Annotated in this window: 24 protein-coding genes and 1 pseudogene; all 25 read right to left on the bottom strand. The window is 31.8% G+C overall.

What is annotated here, in order from left to right; genetic code table 11:
* Positions 1-873 (bottom strand): hypothetical protein, encoded by an 873-nt coding sequence (locus BM120_RS07810; protein ID WP_091994674.1) that lies wholly within the window; start codon positions 871-873, stop codon positions 1-3.
* 646 nt (positions 874-1,519) lie between these two features.
* The gene (locus tag BM120_RS07805) at positions 1,520-2,113 is read right to left on the bottom strand and encodes a hypothetical protein (RefSeq protein WP_091994673.1); all 594 of its coding nucleotides are present in this window, start codon (positions 2,111-2,113) and stop codon (positions 1,520-1,522) included.
* A gap of 1 nt (position 2,114) precedes the next feature.
* The gene (locus BM120_RS07800) at positions 2,115-2,786 is read right to left on the bottom strand and encodes an ATP-binding cassette domain-containing protein (RefSeq protein WP_091994671.1); all 672 of its coding nucleotides are present in this window, start codon (positions 2,784-2,786) and stop codon (positions 2,115-2,117) included.
* Positions 2,787-4,955 (bottom strand): hypothetical protein, encoded by a 2,169-nt coding sequence (locus BM120_RS07795; RefSeq protein WP_091994670.1) that lies wholly within the window; start codon positions 4,953-4,955, stop codon positions 2,787-2,789. It lies immediately after the preceding gene.
* Between the two features lie 107 nt (positions 4,956-5,062).
* Positions 5,063-5,434: a lactococcin 972 family bacteriocin gene (locus tag BM120_RS07790; RefSeq protein WP_242941586.1), complete on the bottom strand. Its 372-nt coding sequence runs from the start codon at positions 5,432-5,434 to the stop codon at positions 5,063-5,065.
* A 289-nt stretch (positions 5,435-5,723) separates the two neighbouring features.
* Positions 5,724-6,809, bottom strand: a complete 1,086-nt coding sequence (locus tag BM120_RS07785) for a sensor histidine kinase (protein ID WP_091994667.1) — start codon at positions 6,807-6,809, stop codon at positions 5,724-5,726.
* Complete coding sequence (locus tag BM120_RS07780) at positions 6,802-7,500, bottom strand: response regulator transcription factor (protein WP_242941585.1); 699 nt, start codon at positions 7,498-7,500, stop codon at positions 6,802-6,804. Before BM120_RS07780 ends, BM120_RS07785 begins: the two co-directional genes overlap by 8 nt.
* Positions 7,497-7,664: pseudogene (locus BM120_RS07775) on the bottom strand (helix-turn-helix domain-containing protein); the annotation flags it as partial. The pseudogene BM120_RS07775 and the gene BM120_RS07780, both read right to left, overlap by 4 nt.
* 644 nt (positions 7,665-8,308) lie before the next feature.
* On the bottom strand, positions 8,309-11,842 hold the full coding sequence (gene nifJ, locus BM120_RS07770) for a pyruvate:ferredoxin (flavodoxin) oxidoreductase (protein WP_091994665.1): 3,534 nt from the start codon (positions 11,840-11,842) through the stop codon (positions 8,309-8,311).
* Positions 11,843-12,157: 315 nt separating this feature from the next.
* Positions 12,158-13,942: a GAF domain-containing SpoIIE family protein phosphatase gene (locus BM120_RS07765; protein WP_091994662.1), complete on the bottom strand. Its 1,785-nt coding sequence runs from the start codon at positions 13,940-13,942 to the stop codon at positions 12,158-12,160.
* A 69-nt stretch (positions 13,943-14,011) separates the two neighbouring features.
* Positions 14,012-14,818, bottom strand: coding sequence for a 2-amino-4-hydroxy-6-hydroxymethyldihydropteridine diphosphokinase (gene folK, locus BM120_RS07760; protein ID WP_091994661.1), 807 nt, complete (start codon positions 14,816-14,818; stop codon positions 14,012-14,014).
* Positions 14,806-15,624, bottom strand: coding sequence for a dihydropteroate synthase (gene folP, locus BM120_RS07755; protein WP_091994658.1), 819 nt, complete (start codon positions 15,622-15,624; stop codon positions 14,806-14,808). The genes folK and folP overlap by 13 nt, the downstream gene beginning before the upstream one ends.
* Positions 15,625-15,725: 101 nt before the next feature.
* Positions 15,726-16,205 (bottom strand): HD domain-containing protein, encoded by a 480-nt coding sequence (locus BM120_RS07750; protein WP_091994656.1) that lies wholly within the window; start codon positions 16,203-16,205, stop codon positions 15,726-15,728.
* 39 nt (positions 16,206-16,244) lie between these two features.
* On the bottom strand, positions 16,245-16,802 hold the full coding sequence (folE, locus tag BM120_RS07745; protein WP_091994654.1) for a GTP cyclohydrolase I FolE: 558 nt from the start codon (positions 16,800-16,802) through the stop codon (positions 16,245-16,247).
* Positions 16,803-16,832: 30 nt separating this feature from the next.
* Positions 16,833-17,507 carry a Crp/Fnr family transcriptional regulator gene (locus tag BM120_RS07740; RefSeq protein ID WP_091994652.1) on the bottom strand — a complete coding sequence of 225 codons (675 nt, stop codon included), beginning with the start codon at positions 17,505-17,507 and terminating at the stop codon, positions 16,833-16,835.
* 168 nt (positions 17,508-17,675) lie between these two features.
* On the bottom strand, positions 17,676-18,272 hold the full coding sequence (locus tag BM120_RS07735) for a type II secretion system protein (protein ID WP_143076524.1): 597 nt from the start codon (positions 18,270-18,272) through the stop codon (positions 17,676-17,678).
* The gene (locus BM120_RS07730; protein WP_091994647.1) at positions 18,214-18,735 is read right to left on the bottom strand and encodes a pilus assembly FimT family protein; all 522 of its coding nucleotides are present in this window, start codon (positions 18,733-18,735) and stop codon (positions 18,214-18,216) included. The genes BM120_RS07735 and BM120_RS07730 overlap by 59 nt, the downstream gene beginning before the upstream one ends.
* Before the next feature lie 34 nt (positions 18,736-18,769).
* Entirely contained in the window at positions 18,770-19,297 is a 528-nt protein-coding gene (locus tag BM120_RS07725) for a hypothetical protein (RefSeq protein WP_143076523.1), read from the bottom strand.
* The gene (locus BM120_RS07720) at positions 19,290-19,670 is read right to left on the bottom strand and encodes a hypothetical protein (protein ID WP_091994644.1); all 381 of its coding nucleotides are present in this window, start codon (positions 19,668-19,670) and stop codon (positions 19,290-19,292) included. The genes BM120_RS07725 and BM120_RS07720 overlap by 8 nt, the downstream gene beginning before the upstream one ends.
* A 139-nt stretch (positions 19,671-19,809) precedes the next feature.
* Positions 19,810-21,048, bottom strand: a complete 1,239-nt coding sequence (locus BM120_RS07715) for a peptidase U32 family protein (protein WP_091994641.1) — start codon at positions 21,046-21,048, stop codon at positions 19,810-19,812.
* Between the two features lie 24 nt (positions 21,049-21,072).
* Positions 21,073-21,726, bottom strand: a complete 654-nt coding sequence (locus BM120_RS07710) for an O-methyltransferase (RefSeq protein ID WP_091994639.1) — start codon at positions 21,724-21,726, stop codon at positions 21,073-21,075.
* A gap of 122 nt (positions 21,727-21,848) precedes the next feature.
* A complete protein-coding gene (gene mltG, locus BM120_RS07705; protein WP_242941584.1) occupies positions 21,849-23,000 on the bottom strand; it encodes an endolytic transglycosylase MltG in 1,152 nt (383 codons plus the stop codon).
* Positions 23,001-23,018: 18 nt separating this feature from the next.
* On the bottom strand, positions 23,019-23,831 hold the full coding sequence (locus tag BM120_RS07700; protein ID WP_091994636.1) for a purine-nucleoside phosphorylase: 813 nt from the start codon (positions 23,829-23,831) through the stop codon (positions 23,019-23,021).
* A gap of 27 nt (positions 23,832-23,858) precedes the next feature.
* Positions 23,859-24,950 (bottom strand): DUF3866 family protein, encoded by a 1,092-nt coding sequence (locus BM120_RS07695; protein WP_091994634.1) that lies wholly within the window; start codon positions 24,948-24,950, stop codon positions 23,859-23,861.
* Positions 24,940-25,782: an MraY family glycosyltransferase gene (locus BM120_RS07690; protein ID WP_091994632.1), complete on the bottom strand. Its 843-nt coding sequence runs from the start codon at positions 25,780-25,782 to the stop codon at positions 24,940-24,942. The genes BM120_RS07695 and BM120_RS07690 overlap by 11 nt, the downstream gene beginning before the upstream one ends.

Below are 25,782 nucleotides of genomic sequence, written 5' to 3'. Positions count from 1 at the left end.
CTATTCCTTATCTATTTTAAACATCAGACACGTACAATCATCCATTTTTTTAAATCTCGGGATAAATCTTACCTTATCTTCATTATTTTCAAACTTCCTCAGTAAATGAAACAATGATACGATGCCCCTATCAAAAGACAATTTCAACAAATCCTTCTCTTCAAAGATTCCATACTTGTCACAAATGGCATAATATCCGTCGCTAGCCATCAATACTTTCATATTCTCACTTATTTTACAAATTCCATATACAGCATTGTCAACAGCCTTTTCATCGAAGCTTAGAATCCAATACCCTCCCTCTATATTATTTTTGAGTCTATTTTCAATTATTTGATCCATTACCCTATCTTTGATTTCGGCAAAATTAATATAACCAAAGTCATTTAGATTTTTCATCGACTCAAAAACTTGACTATCGAAATTTGAAATTGTTTCATCAGCGATTTTAGGAATACAAGAGTTATCTGTGTAAATTCTACAATCTCCAAGTACAAAATATTCCATATCGTCCTCATTTATTCTTATTAAAGCAATCGAAGCTGACGGATAATCCAATTTCAAAATATCCTCAAAGCCCAGCCCATGACTATCACTTAAATTTTGCTCAAACTCAGCTCTTATTTCTCGGATTCCTCTTTTCATCAATAATTCCAGAGAAATATTATCTGTAATATTATCTCTCAAATATTTATCCCACCAAAGCGAATACCATCTGGCATCAGTCTCTGATGGCATAAAATTTTTTCCATTTAAACCAGTAGCACCATCAATTACCCAGGCAATATTCTCCTTGAATCCACACACATCTTCATTGTAAATATTTGAGCCTGATGTGCACAGGGCTACCAGATCCTTTATTTTATAATTCATTTCTACTCCAAACTATATTAAGCTCTTTCTTTGTATTCTGCATTTTTAATATTCTTTCTTCGATTCTATCTATCCTTTAGCGAAACTAAAAATAGTAGTACATCATTCCTTTGAAATTGCTCCACCATTTTTTCTATTTTATCATTTTCTCCTGTCAACTTATAATATTTCTATATTTTCCTTTTCACATTCAGAAATAATTAAATCTAATACAAACGTGAACGATGAATTTCATCCGTTCTCATTTATATCTATATAATAAATTTCTTCAATTTTTCCAGATAATTCCCCAAATACATCCTATGTCTCGTTCTTAGACCTTTTGTTCATTTTTTTTATTAATTTTAATTGTATCTTCCATATTTGATTGCCCGATTACCACCTATGTATTGTAGTTATAAATATAATATCAAATTAATGTTTAATTGTAAATTACAACAAAAAAAGAGAACTAAAATAAAAAGAGCGAAACAATTTTCTATCACTCAAAGTTTCGCTCAAACACTATATTATTTTGCATAAAATAAAATTATATTTCGTTCTTTCAATTCTTTTTTATCTGTCTTAAAATTTAAAGCTTTTACATGCATCTTTGTTTTAATATTTACATCTTACCCTTACACCTATAATCATTTTTTAATACTTTTTATTTTGAAAAAACTACCCAGCTATCAACCTTAGCTTTAGGCTTTTCCCAACTTGCAACGACTTCGGTATTATTGTTATCAGTATCAGAAGCTCCTAATCTACCACCTTTACCTAATATATACAAGGTATAATTAGTCATTGTTTTTGCCTGAAAGGAACCCCGTACATTATTCCCTTCAATTCCAGCCTTCCAACCACTTAATTCAGGGATATCAATCTCTTCAAATGATTTTTCTTTTGTTTTAACATTTAACTCTATATTTGCGCCCTTTAATTCCTTTATACTAACAGCTTTGATATCTTTTAGATATATTGCTTTTGATTTTGATACACTTCCAGTATCACTAACTACTACTATAGAAACTTCGTTAATTTTATTTGTAAGTTTCTCAGGAATATAGAATTTATCCCCATTCGTCTTATTTAAAATCACTTTATTATCAGACAAAATTCCGACTGCTTTTAATTTTTCAGATGTCTCATTTTTTATTGTAATTGATGAATCTATATTATCATTATTTCTTACAAAGTATATAAAGCCTATTATAATTACAAGTAAAATTATACCTATTCCGAATATTTTCCTTTTCATACTAGACACTCCCCTTTAAGCTTCCATTTTCTATTATATAGCTCTTGTGAGCAACTTTTTCAAAATCTCTGTCATGACTTACTACAACTATTGTTTTCCCCTCTCTATTCAGTTTAATAAGTGTATCTATCACTATCCTTTTATTTTCACTGTCAAGAGATCCCGTAGGCTCATCCGCAAGCATAATATCAAATGGTTTTACCATATTTCTTGCTAAAGCCACCCTTTGTTGCTCTCCACCGGACAGCTCATATACTTTAAATTTCAATTTATTTGCCACACCCATTTTATTGAGCGCATTTATTATAAGCGTTTTTTTATCCTTCTGACTATTATATTTAATCGCAAGCATCATGTTTTCCTCAACAGTCATTTTCTCAACCAATGCAAAGTTTTGAAATAAATACGCTATGTTCATCCTTCGTAAATATTCGCTTGCCTTATCACTTCTCACTGGATCATTTTTTGAAAAACAAATCACCTTTCCCATATCATAATTTTCAAGTGTTCCCATTATGTTTAGGAGAGTTGTTTTCCCACAACCACTTTTGCCAAATATACAAACAAAATCTCCTTGATAAATATCCAAACTAATATTCTTTAAAATACTGTGATTTCCATATTTTTTAGAAATATTTCTTAAGGTTATTTGCAATTCCTTTTCTTTTTGCATTTAACAACCCTCCTTCAACCTAAGTACAATGCTTCTTTCGCTTTTCTTTAGCTGTAAAATTTCTATGCCAAAGCATATAAAGCTTCCACAAATACATATTATTAAACTCATCAAAAGTTTATCCACATTCCAGCCATCTCTTGGAATAAATAATCCAACATCACTTATTACTCCCGTTACCATAATAACCATAAACAAAATAATAATACTTATGATATAACCAATTATATTTTCAATAAGTTTCTTATGATGTATATCTAAAAATCCATATCCCAACAGCCTAGAAACATCTATTCTTTGTCCATGATTATAAAAATATGTTTCTTTATCTATTTTTAATAAAGTTACTAGAATAATAATAGATAAGACAAGACCAATAACATATATACTTGCCTCCATCTTATATTCGTCTATTCTTGAAACTATATCATCGTAGACTGAGCTGATATAGAGTATAAACGGCTCAGATTCTGTTTCTTCAATTATGTCCTTCAAACTCTCGTATGCTCTACTAGGCTCTTTAACATATGGATGTAGCTGCCCATTTACTAAAGATGATAGTTTGATTCCGTAATCTGGGAGTAATTCTTTCCCATTTACTGCTACCAAAACATAATTTTTCAAGTTTGCTTCGTCAATCCTTTTGCTACTATCAAAAGAAAATACACTTTGATTGTCTTTTAATCTTACGTATGTTTCTATAATTGTATCTTGTTTTTTTATGTTCTGAAAAATATGTTCTTCATGAATTTTATCTTTATCAAATTCGGTAATTTCAACATCCTCTGGAACAAAAATAATCCACTCGTTTTCATGTATTTTATACTGTTCTATTTTATTCACATCTTTGTCTAAGAGATTTGCAATATGTAAATAATTTTTATTTACATAGGCATAATTACCCTGAAAAGCTTGTTGCCTTAGATAGTCCTCATCATTACTCATTCCTTCTTTTCTGGCGTTTGGTGCATTAAACAGTATTGCTCCCTCATCATCCAAACTATTCCATAAATCATTCAGCTTTGGTATGACTATTTTATGAAACTTTTTATCATCTTTTTCATAACTCCAAGACCATGCACAAGCCATATTTGCATAATGTTTGGAACTTTCCCAAGTTGGAATATATTGCTTCATACTCAAATAGTCACTAAGTCCTAAAAAACTTACAATTGATAGATAAAAAACCATAACAATCGAACCTGTTTTTATAATAAAGGAACTTCTATGATAACTTCTTCTATAACCTTTCAATAAAGCAATGACATTAATTCCTTTTAATTTGATATAAATCAGTATAAACTCTATTGATATTAGAACCCCTATTATAATAGCAATTAAAATAAATATTGTTTTCATTGATATCATAAATCCTAAAATATCACTAGGAGCAACTAAATACCCTATAATCCCAATTGTCAATACAAGTCCCACTATTGCTGGTATTGCAAAAAGCTTTAACACCTTCGCAATAGCTAAAGTTAATTTGTCGTATCCTAGTAAAATTGATATCGATAATTCCTTTGAAAGCATACCATTGTAAATAATTAGACAAAAGACAATAGCTACAAATATAATAAAAATCGTAAGCATATATAAGTATGCTTGTTTCTGTGTGAATTCACTAGAAACAATAAAATCTGGATTAAGCACTGCTTCTGTTTTTAATTTTTCATTTTGATTTATTTCTTCGATAAATTTATTAACATTTACTTCTGTACCTCTTACATGATAATCCCCATTCACTTTTTCCATACTGACATTTTCAAAAGGAATTAGACTTATATCTTTTGCTGTTAATAAGCTCATTGATTTTACATCCTCAAAACCATTTAGTTTATCCTTACAATCAACAATAGAGATATTTCTAAAAGATTTTTTGAACCACTCAGAATCATTTAAATGAATGTAAATCTTTAATTTTTGTTTGTCAAACTTACTATTTTTAGGAACATATTCTTCTTTTATAAAGCTTATATCATTTTTATTGGCTATTTTTTGCAATTCATTTATTGTCTTGTCGGCTACTTCTGGCTTTGTTATAATATTTACAGTCGTATTAAAATCTTTTATGAATATATTTAAAAACATACCATCTGAATGGAAAAACTTTCCAATGCTAATCACTATAATTAGCAAAATTGCCAATATACCAACTGTTTTTTTCATTCTGTATCATCTCCAACTTTATAAAAATAGCGAGTATGAGTAATGCCACAATACTAAAATAACAACGTGGCACCGCTCAAGCTCGTTCAACTATTTTTTATTTATTGTTATTTAACATCAGCCCAAGCCCTATTACCACTTAAAGCTTTTTCCCAAGAAGCCTCTGCTCTACTTCCCGCACTTATCCAACCCGAATAAGAAAACTTACCACCAGCCCCTTGTACTGTAGTTTTATGTGTTTTTTTACTGTGATCATATTTAGACCAAACATAGCGACTACCTACACCATGTCTCCATTTTCCACCTAAAAAATTTTTCCATCCACTATCATAACTGAACAATGTTGGCTGAGTATAATCTTCTTCAAAAACTTCCATCTCATAACCAAGTCCTTCAACATATGGCAAGTTTGTTTCTTCTGCTGCAAATGCTGGTACAGATGATGCTAACATCAAACCTGTTAATAATACTAATGACAATGCTTTTTTCATGATAAATTCTCCTCTCTCAAATACTTAAATTTTTTGTAAAATTTTTCTTCCGAATAAAGTTTCCCAAAACTCTACTCAATCTCCGTTCCTATACCTATGAGGATTATTGTAATTCATAAAACTACACCTCCATTTTATATATTTATAATCACAGATGATTATTCAAATTAATAATTCCATTCAAATATAAAGGAGCTATCCTTACTCATATTATAGAATAGCTCTTTGCTTTATACTTAACGGTATCTTTGAATAATTCTTGCGTTTTCTTTGCGATTTAATTTGGTATATATGGAAGCATTACTTTAGCACAAACTCTTTTATTCTCCTCTCCAATTTCAAAAATTCCACCCAAATGTTTTACAATATCATTTACAATTGTAAGTCCAAGTCCCGATCCATTATTGCTTATTCGTCTTGATAAATCGCCCCTATAAAACTTTGAAGTAACCATATTCCAATTCACATTTAAATTTGGAGAAACATCATTTATAACACTTATTTTTAACATTCCATTTATTTCCTCAACATTTATATTTATGCTTGTTCCTTTCACAGAATAATTAACTGCATTTGTAATCAGATTCTCCATTATTCTAAGTAAAAGTTGTGGTTCCGTTTTAATCTTACTGTTTTCCAAATCTAAAAACTCCAAAATTAAAAGATGATCTTTTATAGATAAGCTTTTTTCTTCTTCCCACTGACTAAAAAAAATTTTTACATCTACATCCATTAAATTTAATGGAATTTCATTTAAATTGAATTTTAAATATGAAAAAAAATCTTCACTTAAACGATTTAAATATTTTATGTTCTCATATATAACATCAACAAACTTATTTTTTTGTTCTTCAGAAAGATTTTTTTCGTCTTTTAATAGTGTTATATAACCTATCATATTCGCAAGAGGAGTTTTTATATCATGAGCTAAATACGTTAGCAGATCTGTTTTTTCTTTATATACCAGTTCATATTCCTTTTCAAGTTCTTTATGGTAATTATGAAGTTCTATAAACAAATCTCGTTCCTTTGATAATGACTCATGAAATGGTATTAAATCTTTATCTTCACTTTTAAGATAATTCAGTCCAGACTCAAAATATTGATTATATACATAAAACCTTTTTTTCTGTATTATAAATGTCCCTATCAATATAGTAACTACCCCTAGTAAAAGTATTATATATTTACCTATTTCAAAATAAAAGGAAGAAAATTTATCTAACGGCAATTCTGGATTTACACTGTCAACAAAAAAATTATCCATTATTTTGTAAATAATGAAAAATAGTATTGTACTTACAAATATCCATAGTATTTGGTAAATAATACCTTCCACAAAAAAACTTTTTCTCTTACCCATTGATTTTATACCCCACTCCCCAAACGGTTAATATGACTGATTTTAAACCAATCTTTTCAAACTTACTTCTAATTCTTCTTACATGAACCATAACTGGATTAACTTCATTTTCTAACACCTTATCACCCCATATTTTAAAGTGTATATCGTCCATATTATACACTTTACCAGGTTCTTCCATAAGCAACCACAAAATATCAAATTCTTTTGGTGTTAGTTCAATCTCTATATTACCATAGTAAACTTTATGTGTTTTAATGCTAATCCTTAAATTATTAACTTCTCTATCACAATTAATTGTATTTACAATATTTTTTGTAAATACATAATTTCTTCTAAAATGAGAATTAATTCTCGCAATCAGTTCAGATGGTTCAAACGGTTTTACGATATAGTCATCTGCACCAATATTCAATCCTTGCACTCTATGAATAGAATCTTCTAAGGCAGTAAGCATAATAATTGGCATAGTGGACGTTTCTCTTATCTTTTTGCATATTTCAAATCCATTTATATCAGGAAGTAAAATATCCAATAATATCAAGTCATATTTATTTTTTTCAAGTTCCTCTAACGCCCCTTTTCCAGTATGAAAAATGCTGATTTCCCAATTCTCTGATATTAAATACATCTTTATAAGCTCTGCTAAGTTAGTATCATCTTCTACAAGCATTATTTTCATTTCAGTCATTCACTTCCACCCTCCTTAAAACTAAATACATCATTTGGAGTACATTTCAAGGCATTACATATTTTTTCCAAATTTTTAAATGTAATTGGCTTATCTTTTCCCATCTGTGCCATGACATTAGTTGTAATCTGTGCCATAACAATAACTTCCGTTTTCTTTAATCCCTTTTGGGCAAGTTATATCCACAAGCATTTATAATTTAATGCCATACCGTTTCCTTTTTTCTTTAGGTATAATTTTTATGTGTATTATACCATAATCATTAATTGTATTCAATTTTTATTTGAGAAGTTGTTTTGCTCTGAAATTTTAATTATATTGTCATATTAAAATAATTTTGATTTCTAAATTATTGATTAAGTTCCTGTTGGTACTTAGCATTTCTTTTTACATATCTTTCCTCCATTTTTATTTCTTTTGATTTAATCAAAAAAGACCACGATTTTTCTATTTTATCATGGTTTTATCTATATTTTTTCATATTAAATTTTATTTTTTGTTCATTCTAGCTTCTGTTTATTTTGAGCAAAAGTTATACCTCATTAGCTTGATTAGACCTTGTTTCCCGTTTAGCATATCCAAGTAGATTTGAAAAAGGAGTTTTTATATCATAGGCTAAATAGGTCAATTTATACCACGTATATTGAATTTATTCAATTTATAAGTCTGTGCAAACTATTATATGACGTTTTATCAAAGATAACCTCAAAATAGGCTGACCTAAAAGGTCAGCCTATTTTTGTTAAATATTATATATTCACGACTAATAGAATGTCATATTAATACTATCCCAAGCAGGAACTAAATATTAATACATTTCAGCCATTCTCTTGTATCCTTCATATCTTTCCTTAGCGTTCTTTTCAGCTAAAGCGAATAATTCTTCACTTTCTTCTGGGAACATCTTAGCTATAGAAGCATATCTGTTCTGTGCCATAATAAACTCTCTGAATGATTCAGTTGGTTCCTTAGAATCAAGTGTAAATGGATTCTTTCCTTCTTCCTTCAAGCTTGGATTGAATCTGTATAGATGCCAGTATCCACTCTTAACAGCATCATCTTCATTTTCAACTGTCTTGCCCATACCCTTCTTTAATCCGTGGTTGATACATGGAGCATAGGCTATTATTAATGATGGACCGTCATGCTTTTCAGCTTCTATCATTGCTTTTAAGAAGTGGTTCTTGTCAGCACCAATAGCAACCTGAGCAACATATACGTTACCGTAAGTAGCAGCCATCATACCAAGATCTTTCTTCTTAGATCTCTTACCAGCAGCAGCAAACTTAGCCATAGCAGCAACTGGAGTAGCCTTTGAAGACTGTCCACCTGTATTAGAGTAAACCTCTGTATCAAATACAAGTACATTCACATCTTCTCCCGATGCAAGAACGTGGTCAAGTCCACCGTATCCGATATCATAAGCCCAACCGTCTCCACCAAGAATCCAGTGAGATCTCTTAACGAAATAATCTTTTAGTTCAACTAATTCTTTTACTAATTCAGCAAAGCTTCCTTCAGCAGCATATTTATCAACCAATGCTTCAAACGCAGCACTTGTTGCAACAGTAGTTTCACCATTCTTCATATTTTCAACGAACTCAGTAACAACTGACTTGTCAGCTTCTGGAGCAACTACAGCCAATTCTACAGCTAGATCTCTAACCTTTTCTCTCAACTGCTTAACAGCCAAATACATACCATATCCGTATTCAGCATTGTCTTCAAATAATGAGTTTGCCCATGATGGACCCTTACCTTCGTGGTTCACTGTGTAAGGAGTTGATGGAGCTGAAGCACCCCAGATTGAAGAACAACCTGTAGCATTTGCTATCATCATTCTATCACCAAATAGCTGAGTAGCCAACTTGATATAAGCTGTTTCACCACAGCCTGCACAAGCACCTGAAAATTCAAGAAGCGGTTGTTTGAACTGAGAGCCCTTAATAGTTGTAGCTGGCATCACTCCTGGTTTAGCAGAAACTTTACTGAAATCAGTCGCAAAATACCAATTAGCTTCTTGCTGCTCTTTCTGTTCTTCCATCGGCATCATAATTAATGCTTTATTCTTTGCAGGACAGATATCTGCACAGTTTCCACAGCCTGTACAATCCATAGCAGAAACCTGTATTCTGTAATGTAGTCCTTCTAATCCCTTACCAACAGCTTTCTTAGTTATAAATCCTTCTGGAGCATTCTTCAATTCTTCTTCAGTCAACAAGAATGGTCTGATTGCAGCGTGAGGACATACTAATGAACACTGGTTACACTGAATACAGTTATCTATCTGCCATTCAGGAACATCAACTGCTATACATCTCTTTTCATACGCAGCTGTACCAGCTGGGAAATGACCATCTTCTCTACCATTAAAAGCAGATACTGGTAATCCATTACCCTCAACTGCAGCCATAGGTCTCAATATATTTTTGATAAATTCAGGATCGTTGCTTGCTTCAGCATTGCTATCAACAGCATCAGCCCAAGAAGCAGGAACATCTATTTTAACAAGAGCATCTATACCCTTATCAACTGCTGCATAATTCATGTTGATAATCTTATCACCCTTCTTACCATAAGTCTTAACAATAGAGTCTTTTAGGTATTTTACTGCATCTTCAGTTGGTATTATTTCAGCTAGCTTAAAGAAGGCAGCCTGACAAATCATATTTATTCTGTTTCCTAAGCCTATTTCCTTTGCTATATTAACAGCATCTAGAGTATAGAACTTGATATCATTTCTTGCTATATACCTCTTCAATGAAGCTGGAAGGTTAACATCAAGTTCTTCAGGAGACCATATTGTATTTAGTACAAAAGTACCACCTTTTCTTAAGCCCTTGATTACATCATATTGGTATACATAGCTCTGCTTATGACATGCTATATAATCAGCTTCATCCAATAAGTATGTAGATCTGATTGGACTATCACCAAATCTCAAGTGTGACATAGTTACACCACCAGATTTCTTTGAATCATAATCAAAATAAGCTTGAACATACTTGTTAGTGTGATCACCTATAATCTTGATAGCCTGCTTGTTAGCACCAACAGTACCATCTGAACCAAGTCCCCAGAATTTGCATCTAACTGTACCTGGCTGTGCTATCTTAACTTCTTCTTTTATTTCTAGTGAATGATTAGTTACATCATCAACTATGCTTAATACAAATCTGTTCTTTGGAGCATCAGAAACTAGGTTCTGGAATGCGGCATTTAGATCAGTTGGTATAGTATCCTTTGATCCTAATCCATACCTACCACCGATTATCATTGGAGCATTTTCCTGTCCGTAGTATACATCTCTAACATCAAGGTATAGAGGCTCACCATTTGCACCTGGTTCTTTAGTTCTATCAAGAACAACTATTCTTTCAACAGTGCTAGGCATTGCTTTTAAGAAATGTTCAGTTGAGAAAGGTCTGTAAAGATGAACCTTAACTAAACCGTATTTTCCACCCTTTGAATTTAAAACATCTATCAATTCTTCAGCAGCTTCTGTAACAGAGCCCATAGCTACCATTACATACTTCGCATCCTCTGCTCCATAGTAATCGAACAATGAATGCTTTCTACCAGTAACCTCTGACATCTTATCCATATATTTTTCAACAATTCCTATCATATCATTGTAGAATTTGTTTGAAGCTTCTCTCGTCTGGAAGTAGATATCAGGATTCTGAGCAGTACCTCTAGTTACAGGATGATTAGGAGATAATGAATTATCTCTAAAAGATTTTACAGCATCAAAGTTCAATAGCTTAGCATAATCTTCATTTTCTAATAATTCAACCTTCTGAATTTCGTGAGAAGTTCTAAATCCATCAAAGAAATGAATGAATGGAAGTCTTCCTTCTATCGCAGCATAATGAGCAACTGGAGCAATATCTGCAACTTCCTGTACTGAACCAGAAGCTAATAGACAACAGCCAGTCATTCTTGCTGACATAACGTCTTGATGATCTCCAAATATCGAAAGTGCTTGAGATGCAAGAGCACGTGCAGAAACATGGAATACACCTGGCAATAACTCACCAGCACACTTATACATATTTGGTAGCATTAAAAGTAACCCCTGAGATGCTGTGTATGTAGAAGTAAGAGCACCTGCAGCTAATGAACCGTGGAATGCACCTGCAGCACCACCTTCAGATTGCATTTCAACAACCTTTACAACCTGACCGAAAATATTTTTTCTTTCCTGTGAAGCCCATTCATCAACAACTTCAGCCATTGTTGAAGATGGAGTGATTGGATATATTGCCGCAACATCAGTAAACGCATAAGATACATGCGCTGCAGCAGTATTACCATCAACTGTTTTCATAAATTTAGCCATGACTTTATTCCTCCTTAAAGAATAACAAATATAAACTATAATTTTTATAAAATACTGAGCATCAAATCGAAGCTCATTCAAAAATTAAAAACAAGCATACGACATCCTTGAATTCTTGGATTTTTCAATTGATAATACTCGATATTTGTATTATTTCATGAAATTGATGAAGTTATACTTTCTTTTAAAAATGAAAATCCATCAATTATCAAACTTATTATACTAAAAAAAAACTAAAAAATCAACTTATACAAAGCATATTTTTTAAATATTCTGTTTTTTTGTTAAATCATTATCTTTGTTGCGTATATGTAATTAATTTAACTCATTCTCGGTTTTATTTTTAAAAAATACAACCAAAATATCATCTTGCTTTTCACGATTTGAGCTGTATTTATGAATCTCAGCTTTAATTTTTCTAATGACGCTTTCCTTGCTTTTATTAATATTTTTTAACAAAAATCTTTCCAATCGTTCAAGACCAAACTCCTTACCCAAATTATTTTTCATCTCCAAAATACCATCTGTGAAGAAGCAAATACTCTCCTTATCATCCAAATTGATTTCTATCTCATTGTATGAAGAATTTTCTAACACCCCTACTGGCAATCCCTGCTTTCCATCTGATATATCGACACTTACTCCTTTTTTATCAATAACTATAGGATAGTAATGACCAGCATTTGAAATAGTCATTTTTTCATTATATTTATCAAAAATCCCAACCAGAGCTGTCGCATACATTCCGATTTCATCAAATTCCTTATAGATATACTGATTTAGATTTCTCAAAATTTCCTTTGGTGAATCAGAATACCTTATCAAAATATTAAAGGCTCCTTTTAAAAGTGCCACAATATAATTTGACGCGACTCCATGTCCCATCACATCTGCCACAATGAATACAACCTTCTCACCCAAATCAATCGCATTATAGAAATCTCCACCAACAACCTTTGCCGACTCTTGATAAAAATACATTTCCTTGTTGCCGAAATTTCCATCACTACAACAATCCATTATCAATTTTTGTTGCTTTTTCAATATTGACAATTCATTTTCAATATCCTTATGCTTTTCTTCAATCTTCATATGCTCGTAGGTCTGGATATTTAAGTAAATTTGCCTAGCCAATATAGAGATAGTCTTTCTATCATCATTTGAGTATTCAGCACTGTCAATACACCCTACAACCAATTCCGTCTTCGAGTCTATGATGAATTTTTTGTATAGATAACACTTAGCAATACCGCCATCTATCAGTGAAAATTTTCCGTTGTTATTCACCTCCACATTCTTTTTTGAATTTATAATATGTGTTACCAGGCTTGAAAATTCATCTTTTTTGGAATTCGGTCTAACAACATCGATTACATTTTCTTCAATATTATCCTCTGAGTCTCTTTTTATCATCCTAATAAATGTAAATTCACTATTCAATGATTCCAAAAGTACAGAGGTCATTTTATTCAAATAGTAGTCCAAATTTTTCGTTGAATAAATCTCCATTGAAGCTTTGTTAATATTATTCATGGAGCTTCTCAGCTTATCTACCAGCTTATTGATACCATCATTTTTTTCGGTAATTGAAATGGACAGTGTCAATAATGATGCAACTTGCGAGATAAAATCTATGTCATCCTGTTCCAGCCTTTCTCCCTTCATTATATAGCATGACATAAATCCAATAGTTCTATTTTCCAGCACAAATGGAAAAACTGCTCTACCAACATATTTTTCATTTAATGCCATCATTTCTTCGCCTTTTGCACCCTCGTATTCAAATATATTTTCAACAATAACCTGCTTTTTTTCTCTGACAGCTTCATGAATATATTTTGGATACAAATCGAAATCTATTTTCGAGCCATACTCCTCGTTTTGAGGAAAAAGAGTAGGGATATAATCAAGTGTAGCAGAGCAAACCAAATGTGCATATGAATAGTTATCGCCATAGAATAGATTAACACATGCTTTTGTAGGATGTACAACACTCAACATTTTCTTGATTACTATATCTTTAATCTCATAGAAATTATCCGAGCCTGTTACTATTTTTGAAATTTCAACAAGATCCTTCATCTTCTTTATATTTTCCAAACCAATCAACCTCCTTTTCAATAATCTATATAATAATACATACTTATGCCACAATCATTTTACAAATTTTTATTTTATTTCCATCAGCATTTCTCTGATATATTTTTTTGACACTGGATGACAGTAGTATGGTTCAATTTCAAACAAAGGCTTTAAAACAAAATCTCTCAAATGCATCTCTACATGTGGTATTTTCAAATTTTCGTAATTAACCACCTCATCACCATATGATATAATGTCTACATCAAGAGTTCTTTCTCCCCATCTTCTTGTAGTTTTTCTTCCTGACAATTTTTCCACATTTTTACAAAAATCCAACAGCTCAAATGGAGTAAAAATAGTTTCGACCTTTACAACACCATTTAAAAAATTTGGCTGATCTTCAACTCCATACGGAATGGTTTCTATAAAGCTAGATCTCTTTATTTCTTCTATATAGTTACATTTTTGTATTTCGTCAAAAACCATGCTCAAAAATTTTTTTCTATCTCCCAAATTTGAACCTATTGCAAGATATGCGATAACTCGTTTTCTATGGATATTTATAGATACATTAGAAAACTTTGTAGGAATTGGTGCATGAGGCTTCTCAATGCTCAGCTTCAATTCACATATTCTATCGTATTTGCAAAGAATATACTTTGACAAATCATTGCACAGTACCTCTAATAGATCATATCTATTTTTTTCGCAAAACTCCCTAATGCCAGCTGCAACATCAGCATAGTTCACTGTTTTTTCTATATCATCGTAAACCCTAGAGGTATCCATAAAAAACTCACAATTAACAGAAAACATTTGACCAAGAGCTTTTTCACTCTCCAAAACTCCATGGTAACCATAAAACTCAATTCCATCAATTTTTATCGAATCCATTGTCTCTCCTCCAAAACTGATTTGGTAACCTTTATTGCATCAACGTTCTCATCTACATCGTGTACTCTGAAAAATGTAGCTCCTTTCATCAATCCTATTACAGTTGTTGCCAGAGTACCAGCCATTCTGTTTTCGGTTTCCTTTCCAGTAGATGCTCCTATAAATCTTTTTTTCGATGTTGCAATCAATATTGGATATCCAAGCTTACATAATTCATCAGTTCTATTTACTGCAATTAAATTATGTTCATATTCCTTTTGAAACCCCACTCCAGCATCCAATATTATTTTATCATCACCAATACCACTTTTCTTCGCAATGTCTATCGTTTCCTTCATATCAGAAATAAAATCATTCCAAAAATCAGTGTAATCAAGCTTTTTTCTATTATGCATCAGACAGCATGGCAATCCAGTTTCAGATATCAGACTCGCCATTTTAGAGTCATACTTTAATCCCCAAATATCGTTGACAAGGTCAATATTTGTTTTCAATGCATTTATTACCTCACTCTTATAACTATCTAGTGACACAGGAATATCAAAATTATTCTTTATTTTTTCAATGACCGGCAGCACTCTGTCGATTTCCTCTTGAGCCGATATCTGAACATGCCCAGGTCTCGTAGATTCTCCGCCAACGTCAATTATATCCACACCAGCTTCAATCATTTTCTCTACATGGAACAAAGCATTATCCACAGAATAAAACCTTCCACCATCTGAAAAGGAATCAGGAGTAACATTTAGTATCCCCATTACATAAGCACCATTTTTTATATCAAATTCTCTATTTCCTATCTTCATAGCTTACCTCCTCTATACTCAACTACGAACAATACAATATAAGCACTCCATCATGCTCATAATATGAACGTACTCGACTTTCCAAAAATTTTTATTTAAGCTTAATATTCAATTACCTTATTCTTTTTTTCATCCGACCAATAGCATTCCTCACTAGCCAAACACAAAAAACAATTTCTGCTTTTTTTGTCAGCATACTTCAATAAATTTGAAAGCTCATTATTGCAGTCTTTATTACTGCTATGACTTCCAATAGCACTATTAATTATCTCTATTTCATCTTCTAAAAATCCACACATCAAAAGAATTTTTTTTGATATTTCTAATCCTGCAATGGAATGCTCTCTTCCATTTTTGTACTGTTCAGCTCTTCCTATATCATGCAGCAATGCAGATGCATAAATCAACTCTTTGTCCAGACCCAAACCGTTCTCCAGGTTGCTTATATGCATTATTCTCGCAACACTCGCTAAATGCTCTATATCATGCTTACAAAAGATACGATCCTGTTCCAATTCGGTTATCTCATTATTAATGTCCAAAAACAATCTATTGCTCAAAATCTTTTTTATCCTGTCCATCTAATCTGACCCTTCCACTTGAAATTAATCGAAAATACTCTATTCCTTAACCATTCCAAGAACAGTATTTCTTAGGTCAGAATTTTTCTCAAATTTACCTCTTGTAGCTACTGTAATTGTTTTACTTCCTATCTTCTTTACTCCTCTCATAGTCATACAAGTATGTTCTCCTTCTACAATCACCATAACACCCTGTGGAGATAATTCTTCAACTATACTATCTGCAATCTGAACCGTCATCTGCTCTTGTAATTGTAGCCTTCTAGCAAAAACGTCAACTAATCTTCCCAATTTACTCAAGCCAACAACCTTGTCACTAGGAATGTACGCTATATGAACTTTTCCAAAAAATGGCAGCAAATGATGCTCGCACATTGAATAAAAAGTAATATCTTTTTCCAACACTATATCGGATCTTTCCGAATTAAAAACTTTACTTAAATGAGCTTTTGCATCGTCACAGTACCCTTGTAAAACCTCCTCATACATCTTTGCAACTCTCCTTGGAGTTTCTACTAACCCTTCTCTGTCGGGATCTTCACCAATAGCTTCTAGCAATAGTCTAACAGCCTTCTCTGCCTTATCAAAATCTACCATATTTCCTCCTAGATAATAAACCAACGCTCCTTATATTTCGAAGTCATATTTGCTTATTATTTCAAATTTGTTCTTGTTATATTTTATTAGTCCTTCCTTTTGCATCTTACTCAATTCATTTGACAATGCACTTCTATCAACACACAAATAGTCAGATAATTGCTGTCTATTGTATGGAATCTCAATTATTTTACCTTCTAGCTTACGAGATAGATACGATAAATATGACACAATCCTACCTCTTATCGATTTCGAAGATACATGATATATTTTTCTACTTAAATTTAGGTTTTTAAGAGACATTATTTTTAATAAATTTAAAGCAAGCTTGTCTTGATAATGAGCAGTATACTTCTCTGAATCAAATAGCCTTGACATTTTTAGAAAAACTATCTCACAGCTCTCATTTGCAACTACATCGACCATCAATTCTTCATCGTCGGCACATGCATAAACCTCTGCAAAAGCTTGACCAGAAGCTACATTATCAAAAATACTCTTATTTCCCCAAACATCATTGCTTTCGATATTTACACTCCCTGTTAGCACGATTCCCATTGACGAAACTTTATCGCCAGCCATAAGGATTATATCTCCTTTTGAATATCGTCTGATCTCATATCCCAGCCAATCAAACAGTTTTTCCAAATCGTCAGCATCGATTCCTCTAAAAGCCTTTATCTTTGTCAGAAATTCAAAATCCATAATACCCCCCAATAAATAGTATTAGGTTTATTATAACACAATATCATTATCTAGTAATGATTATTCTTTATTTAGATAGTATCAATTTTTTACTAAAAAGAGTAATATCAAGAAATAAATATAAAATAAGATCAACATATATTTTAAAAATAATAATTAAATTTAGTTCTAAAAAACTATAAATCTATGCTCAATTATCGTTTCATTTTTTTTCAACACTATTAAAAATTCCATATATTTGTTGGATTTTACTACGTTTTTTTTATAATAAAGCTTTTCAACATAGTTTCCTATTTGATACTTGCCTACTTGGCTAATATACAGTATTTTATACTCAAGCGAAATTTTCCTTCTAACAACTAACTCCTTGTTGTCTTTACTGTAAACATCATAAGCAAGCTCTCTTATTTGAATATAATCATCTTTATTACCAATTTTAGAATGATAAATTACCCCTACCAGGTTATTCAAATCAACTCTTATTGTGTCTTCAATAGAATAAGCAATCTCTCTTAACTCTAGCTCATCCTTAAAATGATTATATTTCGAGGTACTCTCTTTTATCATAACAACAGAAATTGCTAATACAACTGTAATAACCGCTATGTAAATCAACATATTCAAAAGAATAAACCCATTTTTTTTAGACATGTTCATCATTTCTATCTCCAAAATATTAGATACTTGTTTTTTGCTATTTTTACAATTACAATCTTGAAATAAGCCCATCAATAAGTGATTTTTTTTCCAAATAATCTTCTTCATATGATATTACTCGACCACTCCCCAGCATCATTGTTATTCTTTCTAAATTCTTATTTCTTTCATCAAATACATATATAGTAAAGCCTCTATTAGGTGCTCCAAATCTAGAGGTCGAATAGTAACCTATACTCTTTTCTCCAGACAAAATATAGATGTTTTGGGGGAATTTTTTCTCTCTTACCAAATTGTTTTTTTGATAAATTTCATAGCCATTTTTCACTAATAGAATACTATATTTATAGTATTCATCAGATGATTTTATCAAATATTCTCTTAAATCCGATTTTGTTTCAAAAACTGCAGTTTGAAATTCTTTGTCATTGAAATTTATTCCGAGATAAGCAATTGAAAAAATTAGTGCAATTAATGAAACTGCTACCATAATTTCCAAGGTACTAAAGCCCTCTCTCTTGACATTTTTGACTATATCTTTTCTGATATTGTCATCAAATACATTTTTCATTTTTGCTCTGATTCCCTCCCTAATGTTACCAAAACTAGTTAATAATCGTAAATAGTGACTTTATCCTATTTTCGTCAAGATAAATTTTATCAGGACCATATTTTTCATATGGGTTATATACTCTACACTTATGTATACTATGTCTTACTGTATATCCTTCACTATAAGTCAATTGTAAGTAAAATTCTGTATATCCCTTCGCTTTCCTAATAAATTTGTATGATGAACTGCTATCGGGTACAGAAATTGAGATTTTTTTATCCGAATAATATTTTTCATTTATTACAGCTTTTATTCCTTCTGAATAAAAGTTTACATAATTAGCTTCAAATTCACCTTTTGTCTTAGATCTATTAAAAGAATCTTCTATTGAATAATAGAAATTTAATTTTAGCATTTCCTTTGCAATAGAAGATTTATAGTCATTTTCAAGTCTTATATAGTTACTTTCTTTCATTCTTCCAAAGCTTTTTATCATACTCATCGAAGAAATAACTATTCCACAAATAATGCCAACCATAAAAATCATAAAAATAGAAATATTTCCTTTTTTTCTACTCAAAATATTCATCCTTATCACTGTCTCCTAAAAAAGATAATATATTGAAGCTTCTATCCGCATATTCTGACTCTATTCTAATATCACTATTTACCATTTCAAATTTTTCATCAACCACTTTTCTAACTATGTAAACATCTTTTTTCTCTATTTCATATGCCTCTATCTCTGGTAATAGTGACGCATCTGAAATAGTTGCCAAATATTCTTTCTCTTTTTTAACTACGCTTGATAACACATAATTGTCATAGGACCTTTCTTTCAACAATAAAACAATATTTGTGATACCAAACGAAAAGATATATATTCCAATTGATAATATTATCAGTGAAACGACTGCATCAATCATCACGTATCCAGTTCTTTTTCTTACCATTAATGATCCCTCCACCTCTATATTTAATATTTTCCAGAAATCTAACAATGAAATCATCATTTAAATTATTATAGACACTCACAAAAAAAATAAACCAAAAAATTTTGGTTTATTTCCTCACCTAGTATAATATTTCATATTATTCGCCTAATTCCTCAATTTGTTTTCTAAGCATAAAGTTCATACCGATATTTACCGGCAGCTTCATTTTCACTATTTGTCTTGGATGTGGTGCCTCCATTATAGCATCTCCATCCTCATTAAGCATTGCTTCTATCTTCGTAACAATCGTATCAGTGTACGGTCCAATTATTTCTATCTCATCACCAACAACCATTTTGTTTCGCTGTTCAACGGTTACCAAACCATTTTCATCAGCCAACTTTACCACGATTCCTACAAAATCATAATTTCTCACATAAGAAGCCGATTTATAGTTTTGTTCCTCATGATTCGGCTTTTCGTTGTAAAAGCCTGTTGTAAAATGTCTGTGACTCCCCTTTTTCAACTCATCTAGCCACATTGGATTAAATTTCCACAAATCAGGATTTTTGTAATATTCATCAATTGCCATCCTGTATGCTCTTACAACAGTCGCAACATAGTATGACGTTTTCATCCTTCCTTCAATTTTTAAGCTAGTAATTCCAGATTTAATCAATTCCGGTATGTATTCTATCATACATAAATCTTTCGAGTTGAAGAAAAAAGTTCCTCCTTCATCTTCATAAACTGGAAAATACTCTCCTGGTCTTTTTTCTTCAACCAAACTGTATTTCCATCTACATGATTGAGCACAGGACCCTCTATTTGCATCTCTTCCAGTCATATAGTTACTTATCAAACATCTTCCCGAGTACGAGATACACATTGCTCCATGGACAAAGGCTTCAATATCCATACTACTAGGAGTCATTTTCCTTATTTCACTTATTTCGTCAAATGACATCTCTCTGGCAACTACTACTCTTTTTATTCCCTGTTTATACCAAAAATTAGCACTATGATAATTAGTTGTATTCGCCTGAGTGCTCAAATGTATTTCCATTTTCGGAATTGTTTCCTTGATGACCTCTATCACACCGGGATCAGATGCTATCAAGGCATCTACACCGGCTTTTTCCAAATTAATCAAGTATTCCTTAAATCCTATAAAATCTTCATTATGTGGAATAATATTTACTGTAACAAATATTTTTTTTCCACGCTCATGAGCAAAATCAGCACCCTCTTTAATATCCTCTATACTAAAATTCTTCGCTGAAGATCTCATACCAAAGCTTTCTCCACCAAGGTATACAGCATCAGCTCCATATTCAAAAGCAATCTTCAGTCTTTCAAGATCGCCTGCTGGAGCAAGTAATTCAACTTTTTCCATAATCTCTCCTCTCACAGTAAAAAACTATCTATCATACTTCTTGTAAGAAATTGCGACACCATCTCCAATAGGAATTATCGACGTGTCAAGAAATTCTTGATGACATATATAATCCAAATAATCTCTCATTCTCTTTACAATCGTCTTCTTTCTTTTTACCACAAAATCATCACTGGCAATCATACCTTTATATAAAATATTGTCCGAAATGATAATTCCGCCATTTTTCACCTTATCAAATACAATATCAAAAAATAATTTATACTGCCCCTTTGCCGCATCAATAAATACCATATCAAAATCTCCATCAATGTCTTTCAGCGTTTCTTCAGCATCTCCAACCAATATTTTAATTTTATCTGATAGCCCTGCTTTTTTTATATTTTCATATGCTTTTTCTAGCATTATTGGATTTCTCTCTGTCGTAATTATCTCCACATCATTATTCAATACGTTTGCAAAAAAAATTGAAGAATATCCAATTGCACAACCAATTTCAAGTATTCTCTTTGGTTTGTGAATTTTCAATATGACCTTTAATAACTCAGATACCTCTTTATGAATTATAGGAACGGAGTTCTCCTCAGCATATATTTCCATATATTCTAGAATACCGTTATTCATTTTTAAAGTTTTCCTAATGTAATCCTCTACTAGGTCATTCACAATATTACTCATACTATTTCCTTTCAAAATCAATAAATTTTTTAGACAGATAATCCAATTTTTCAAGCTTATTCCAACAATACAGTTCCTAACAATAAATTATTAGGAACTGCATTAAATCTATTTATAATCAATTATTGTTCGTTGTTCAAATTATTTGTATTTGATGAACTGGAATCACTACCACTCTTTGATGAGCTCTTACCTTCTAAGGCATCTAGTTCTTTATGATATTTCTTCGCATATACCATATGTTCTTCGTAAGTTTTGCTATAATAGTTTTTATTGTCTGTTCCTGTTACAAAATATAGGTAGTCGCTTTTTTCTGGACGGGCAGCAGCAATCAACGATTTTATGCCAGGATTCGCTATCGGAGTAGGTGGCAGTCCATCATGCAAATAAAGATTATATGGAGTCTCAACCTTTAAATCCTTATACATAACCCTAGATTTTCTCTCTGGCAATCCATACTGCAACACAGCATCAGATTGCAATCTCATCTTCTTTGATAATCTATTATAAAATACTCCAGCAACCAAGCCTCTATCTTCATCCTTTACAGTTTCCTTTTCAACAATAGAAGCCATAATAACTGTATCATAAAAGTTATACTTATTTTTGTCAGCTATGCTCTTTACACTTTTATTATAATTTTTCTCAAATTCTGATAACATTCTCTCAAAAATTTCTTTTTCAGTTATTCCATTTTCAAAATAATATGTTACCGGATATAAGAAGCCTTCCAATGTTACGATTCTAGAATCCTTCAAAAATGAAAATTTACTTTGGAACTCCTTTGGATTCCTAAATAATTTTACAAAGGTCGCTCTATCTCCAAGCTTGTTTTTAACCAGCGTATTTACAATATCTGTAGAAATGCTTCCTTCTGGTATGGTAATTTTTGTACCATCTTGATACACCATACCATCAACCATTTTCTTTATTATAGCTTCATTGTCCATATTTTGAGACAGCTTATACTTACCAGCCTTTATTTTTTCAGCCTTCTCAGAATTTTTCGCATTCTGAACAAATACTCTCTTGTCTCTAATCAGTTTTTTTTCCTTCAAAATATCGGCAATTTGAGGAACCGATGAACCATTTGGAATCTCAACAACAATGCTTTTTGTACTATTTGGATCCACTGCTTTTGACGCTCTTCTGAAATAAAAGCTTCCTGCAATACCTACTATCGACACAAGCAAGAAAAACACAATAATAATTCTGTAAATCCTGACTTTAAACTTCTTCTTTTTCATTCTAGAAATGTTACTACTCTTTTTCACTAACTCATCCCCTTCATACTATATTTTTTCTATCACTGCTTTGATAAGTGACAAAAAATCATTTTTTACCCTATTAGAAGTTTCAACCACTTCTTCATGATTTAATGGCTGATTTAGTATACCTGCTGCCATATTTGTAATACATGAAATTCCCAAAACATCAATTCCAGAATGATTTGAAACTATTACCTCAGGTACAGTAGACATACCGACTGCATCTGCTCCTAATAGCCTAGCCATTTTAACTTCTGTTGGAGTTTCGTACGATGGACCTGAAAAATACATATAAACCCCCTCTTTTATACTTATCTTCAAATCATCTGCACACCTTTTTGCAGCTTCAATCAATTTCTTATTATAAGCATTACTCATATCCGGAAATCTAACACCAAAATCATCTAAATTTTTACCGATAAGCGGATTTGAACCACTAAAATTAATATGGTCATTTATTATCATCAAATCTCCAGGATTCATAGATAGATTACATCCTCCTGCAGCATTTGTAACTATCAATTTTTTAATTCCGATTTTCTTAAAAACTCTAATCGGATATGTTATTTCCTGTTGTGTGTAGCCTTCATAATAATGAAATCTTCCCTGCATAACAAGAACATATCTTCCATTTAATTTTCCAATAACCAATTGATTTTTATGTCCTTCAACCTCTGAGACCATAAAATTTGGTATCGAGCTATATGATATTACAACCTTATCTTCAATATAATCTGCAAGAGCTCCCAATCCTGAGCCTAAAATAATCGCAATCTCTGGACGATATTCGGTTGAGCTCAAAATAAATTCCGCACTTTTTTGTATCTTATTTTCCATATGTTCACCTCTATAAAAATACACCTTTTAATACATAATTTCATTTTTCACAAAATCACATATTTCCTTTGCAACAGTTGATGCTGCTACAAAGAATTCCTTGTCTTCCTCAAAAGCTCTTCCCATGCTTCTCACTTTTTGTCCGAAGTGTGCCAGGTCATCTTCGGTCTCTTTATATGAATTAAAAATAATTCTGTGTTTCTCATTTATACTGCTATCATGCAGCTGCTCCATTATCAAGTCAAGCTTACCTTGCTCATAGTTGTCGTTAATAACGACCCTAGTAGATTTATTTGTAATTTCACTCAAAATAGTTATTGTATGATGAGATATTCCTCTATGCCTTGGTCTCAAATCTGCAAAGCTGATTCTCGGAATGACAAAGGAAGTCCCATTCATCTTTTCAACTGCATCAATTATTGAGCCCTGATCAATTCCACTAAAACCATACTTTGTACCAGTGCCCGCAATTCCGGGTCCCATTGATACTATTACGCAATCTGCTTTGCATATTTCCTTTGCGGTGATGAGAGCAGTATAAATGTTAATACACTCGAAATCTCCACCAAAAGCATTACCATATGTTATTGTGCTGTCTATCAGACCAATTTTTTTTAAATTTTCGACATTTTTACTAAAAGCAATTGGCAATGCCGCACCATCAGTCATAATGTAAACCAATTTTTTTTCTGGATAATGTCTTTTAAAGGTTGCTGCAAATGGCTGTAGCATACTATGCAAGGTTCCAACAGCAACTGGCAGCTTTTCCAAGCAAATAAAATCATTAAATACATCGTGATATTCACTTCTTTGTTCTTCAACAGAATCCACCTTTATTTGCATAGGAGTGTATCTTAGCTTCATTATATGTCCACCAGGTGAAAATGTGGAATTCTTGTTATTCAGATTATACATCACAAAATGGAATCCACCAGTACCAAGGTTTAATTCGACTGCTGTTGTATTTAGAGCAACTTCGTCACCAATTCTTGCAATTCCTGTAATCTGAATATAATTATATGCCCTTTCCAAGCTCCCATCAATGTCCACAACAATATCTTGTATTAAATCATTTTCACCCCTAATATCAACAATTTTCCCACATTTTTTACTTATCATGACCCTTGTTCCTTCCAAATTCATCAATGTAGTTTAAAACCTTGTTATTCCTGATAATCTTAGTAATAGAATATTTTTCAGCAACTATATGCACAAGTATCAACAATATCAACACAAATATCTGTACATATATATTAAATGAAATAACGATAAATATTCCCAAGGATATTCCCAAAATGTTGGAACCAGCATCACCCATCATAGCCATAGCTTTAATATCATAATAGAAATATGCTATCACTGCTGGAACTATTAGCATCATCAATTCCCTTTCAAAAACTGAGCAAAAGAATAAACATAGAATAATTACTAACAAATAAACTTTTATTGCTCTACCAGGTCTCAAATCCAGCAAATTCATAAAATTTGTAGAAAGAGCAATTACTAGCGTGCCCAATATAATGCTAGGAATATCCTTCGAAATAGCTACCGAAATCAATAATCCTACAATTCCTCCTACCAAGGCCTTAAACGCTCCGGTCGTCAGCTCACCTTTAAACAAATTTGAAAAATGTCCTTTTAATCCAGTCACATCACGATTGCCAATTGCGTCATCGATTATTCCAACAAAGCTCATCGAAATTATGCCAAGAGTAACAACAAGTATTTTTATCAGTCGTTCTGGATCTACATTTGAAAACAAAAGTACTATTGTATTTAAAAGTAATGATGGAATAAATACAATTCCCATGCCCACAGGAATTATTTTACCTCTATAATTCTGCCTAACCAATCCACAATTATCAAGCATTTGTTTTATGAATTGAATAGAAATCAAAGTCACACTTATACCCAAACTGAATAAAATCAATAACATTAAATAATCGTACAA

The sequence above is a fragment of the Peptostreptococcus sp. D1 genome, from assembly GCF_900112955.1.
Lineage (GTDB): Bacteria > Bacillota > Clostridia > Peptostreptococcales > Peptostreptococcaceae > Peptostreptococcus.
This window is presented reverse-complemented; position numbering and strand designations above follow the sequence as displayed.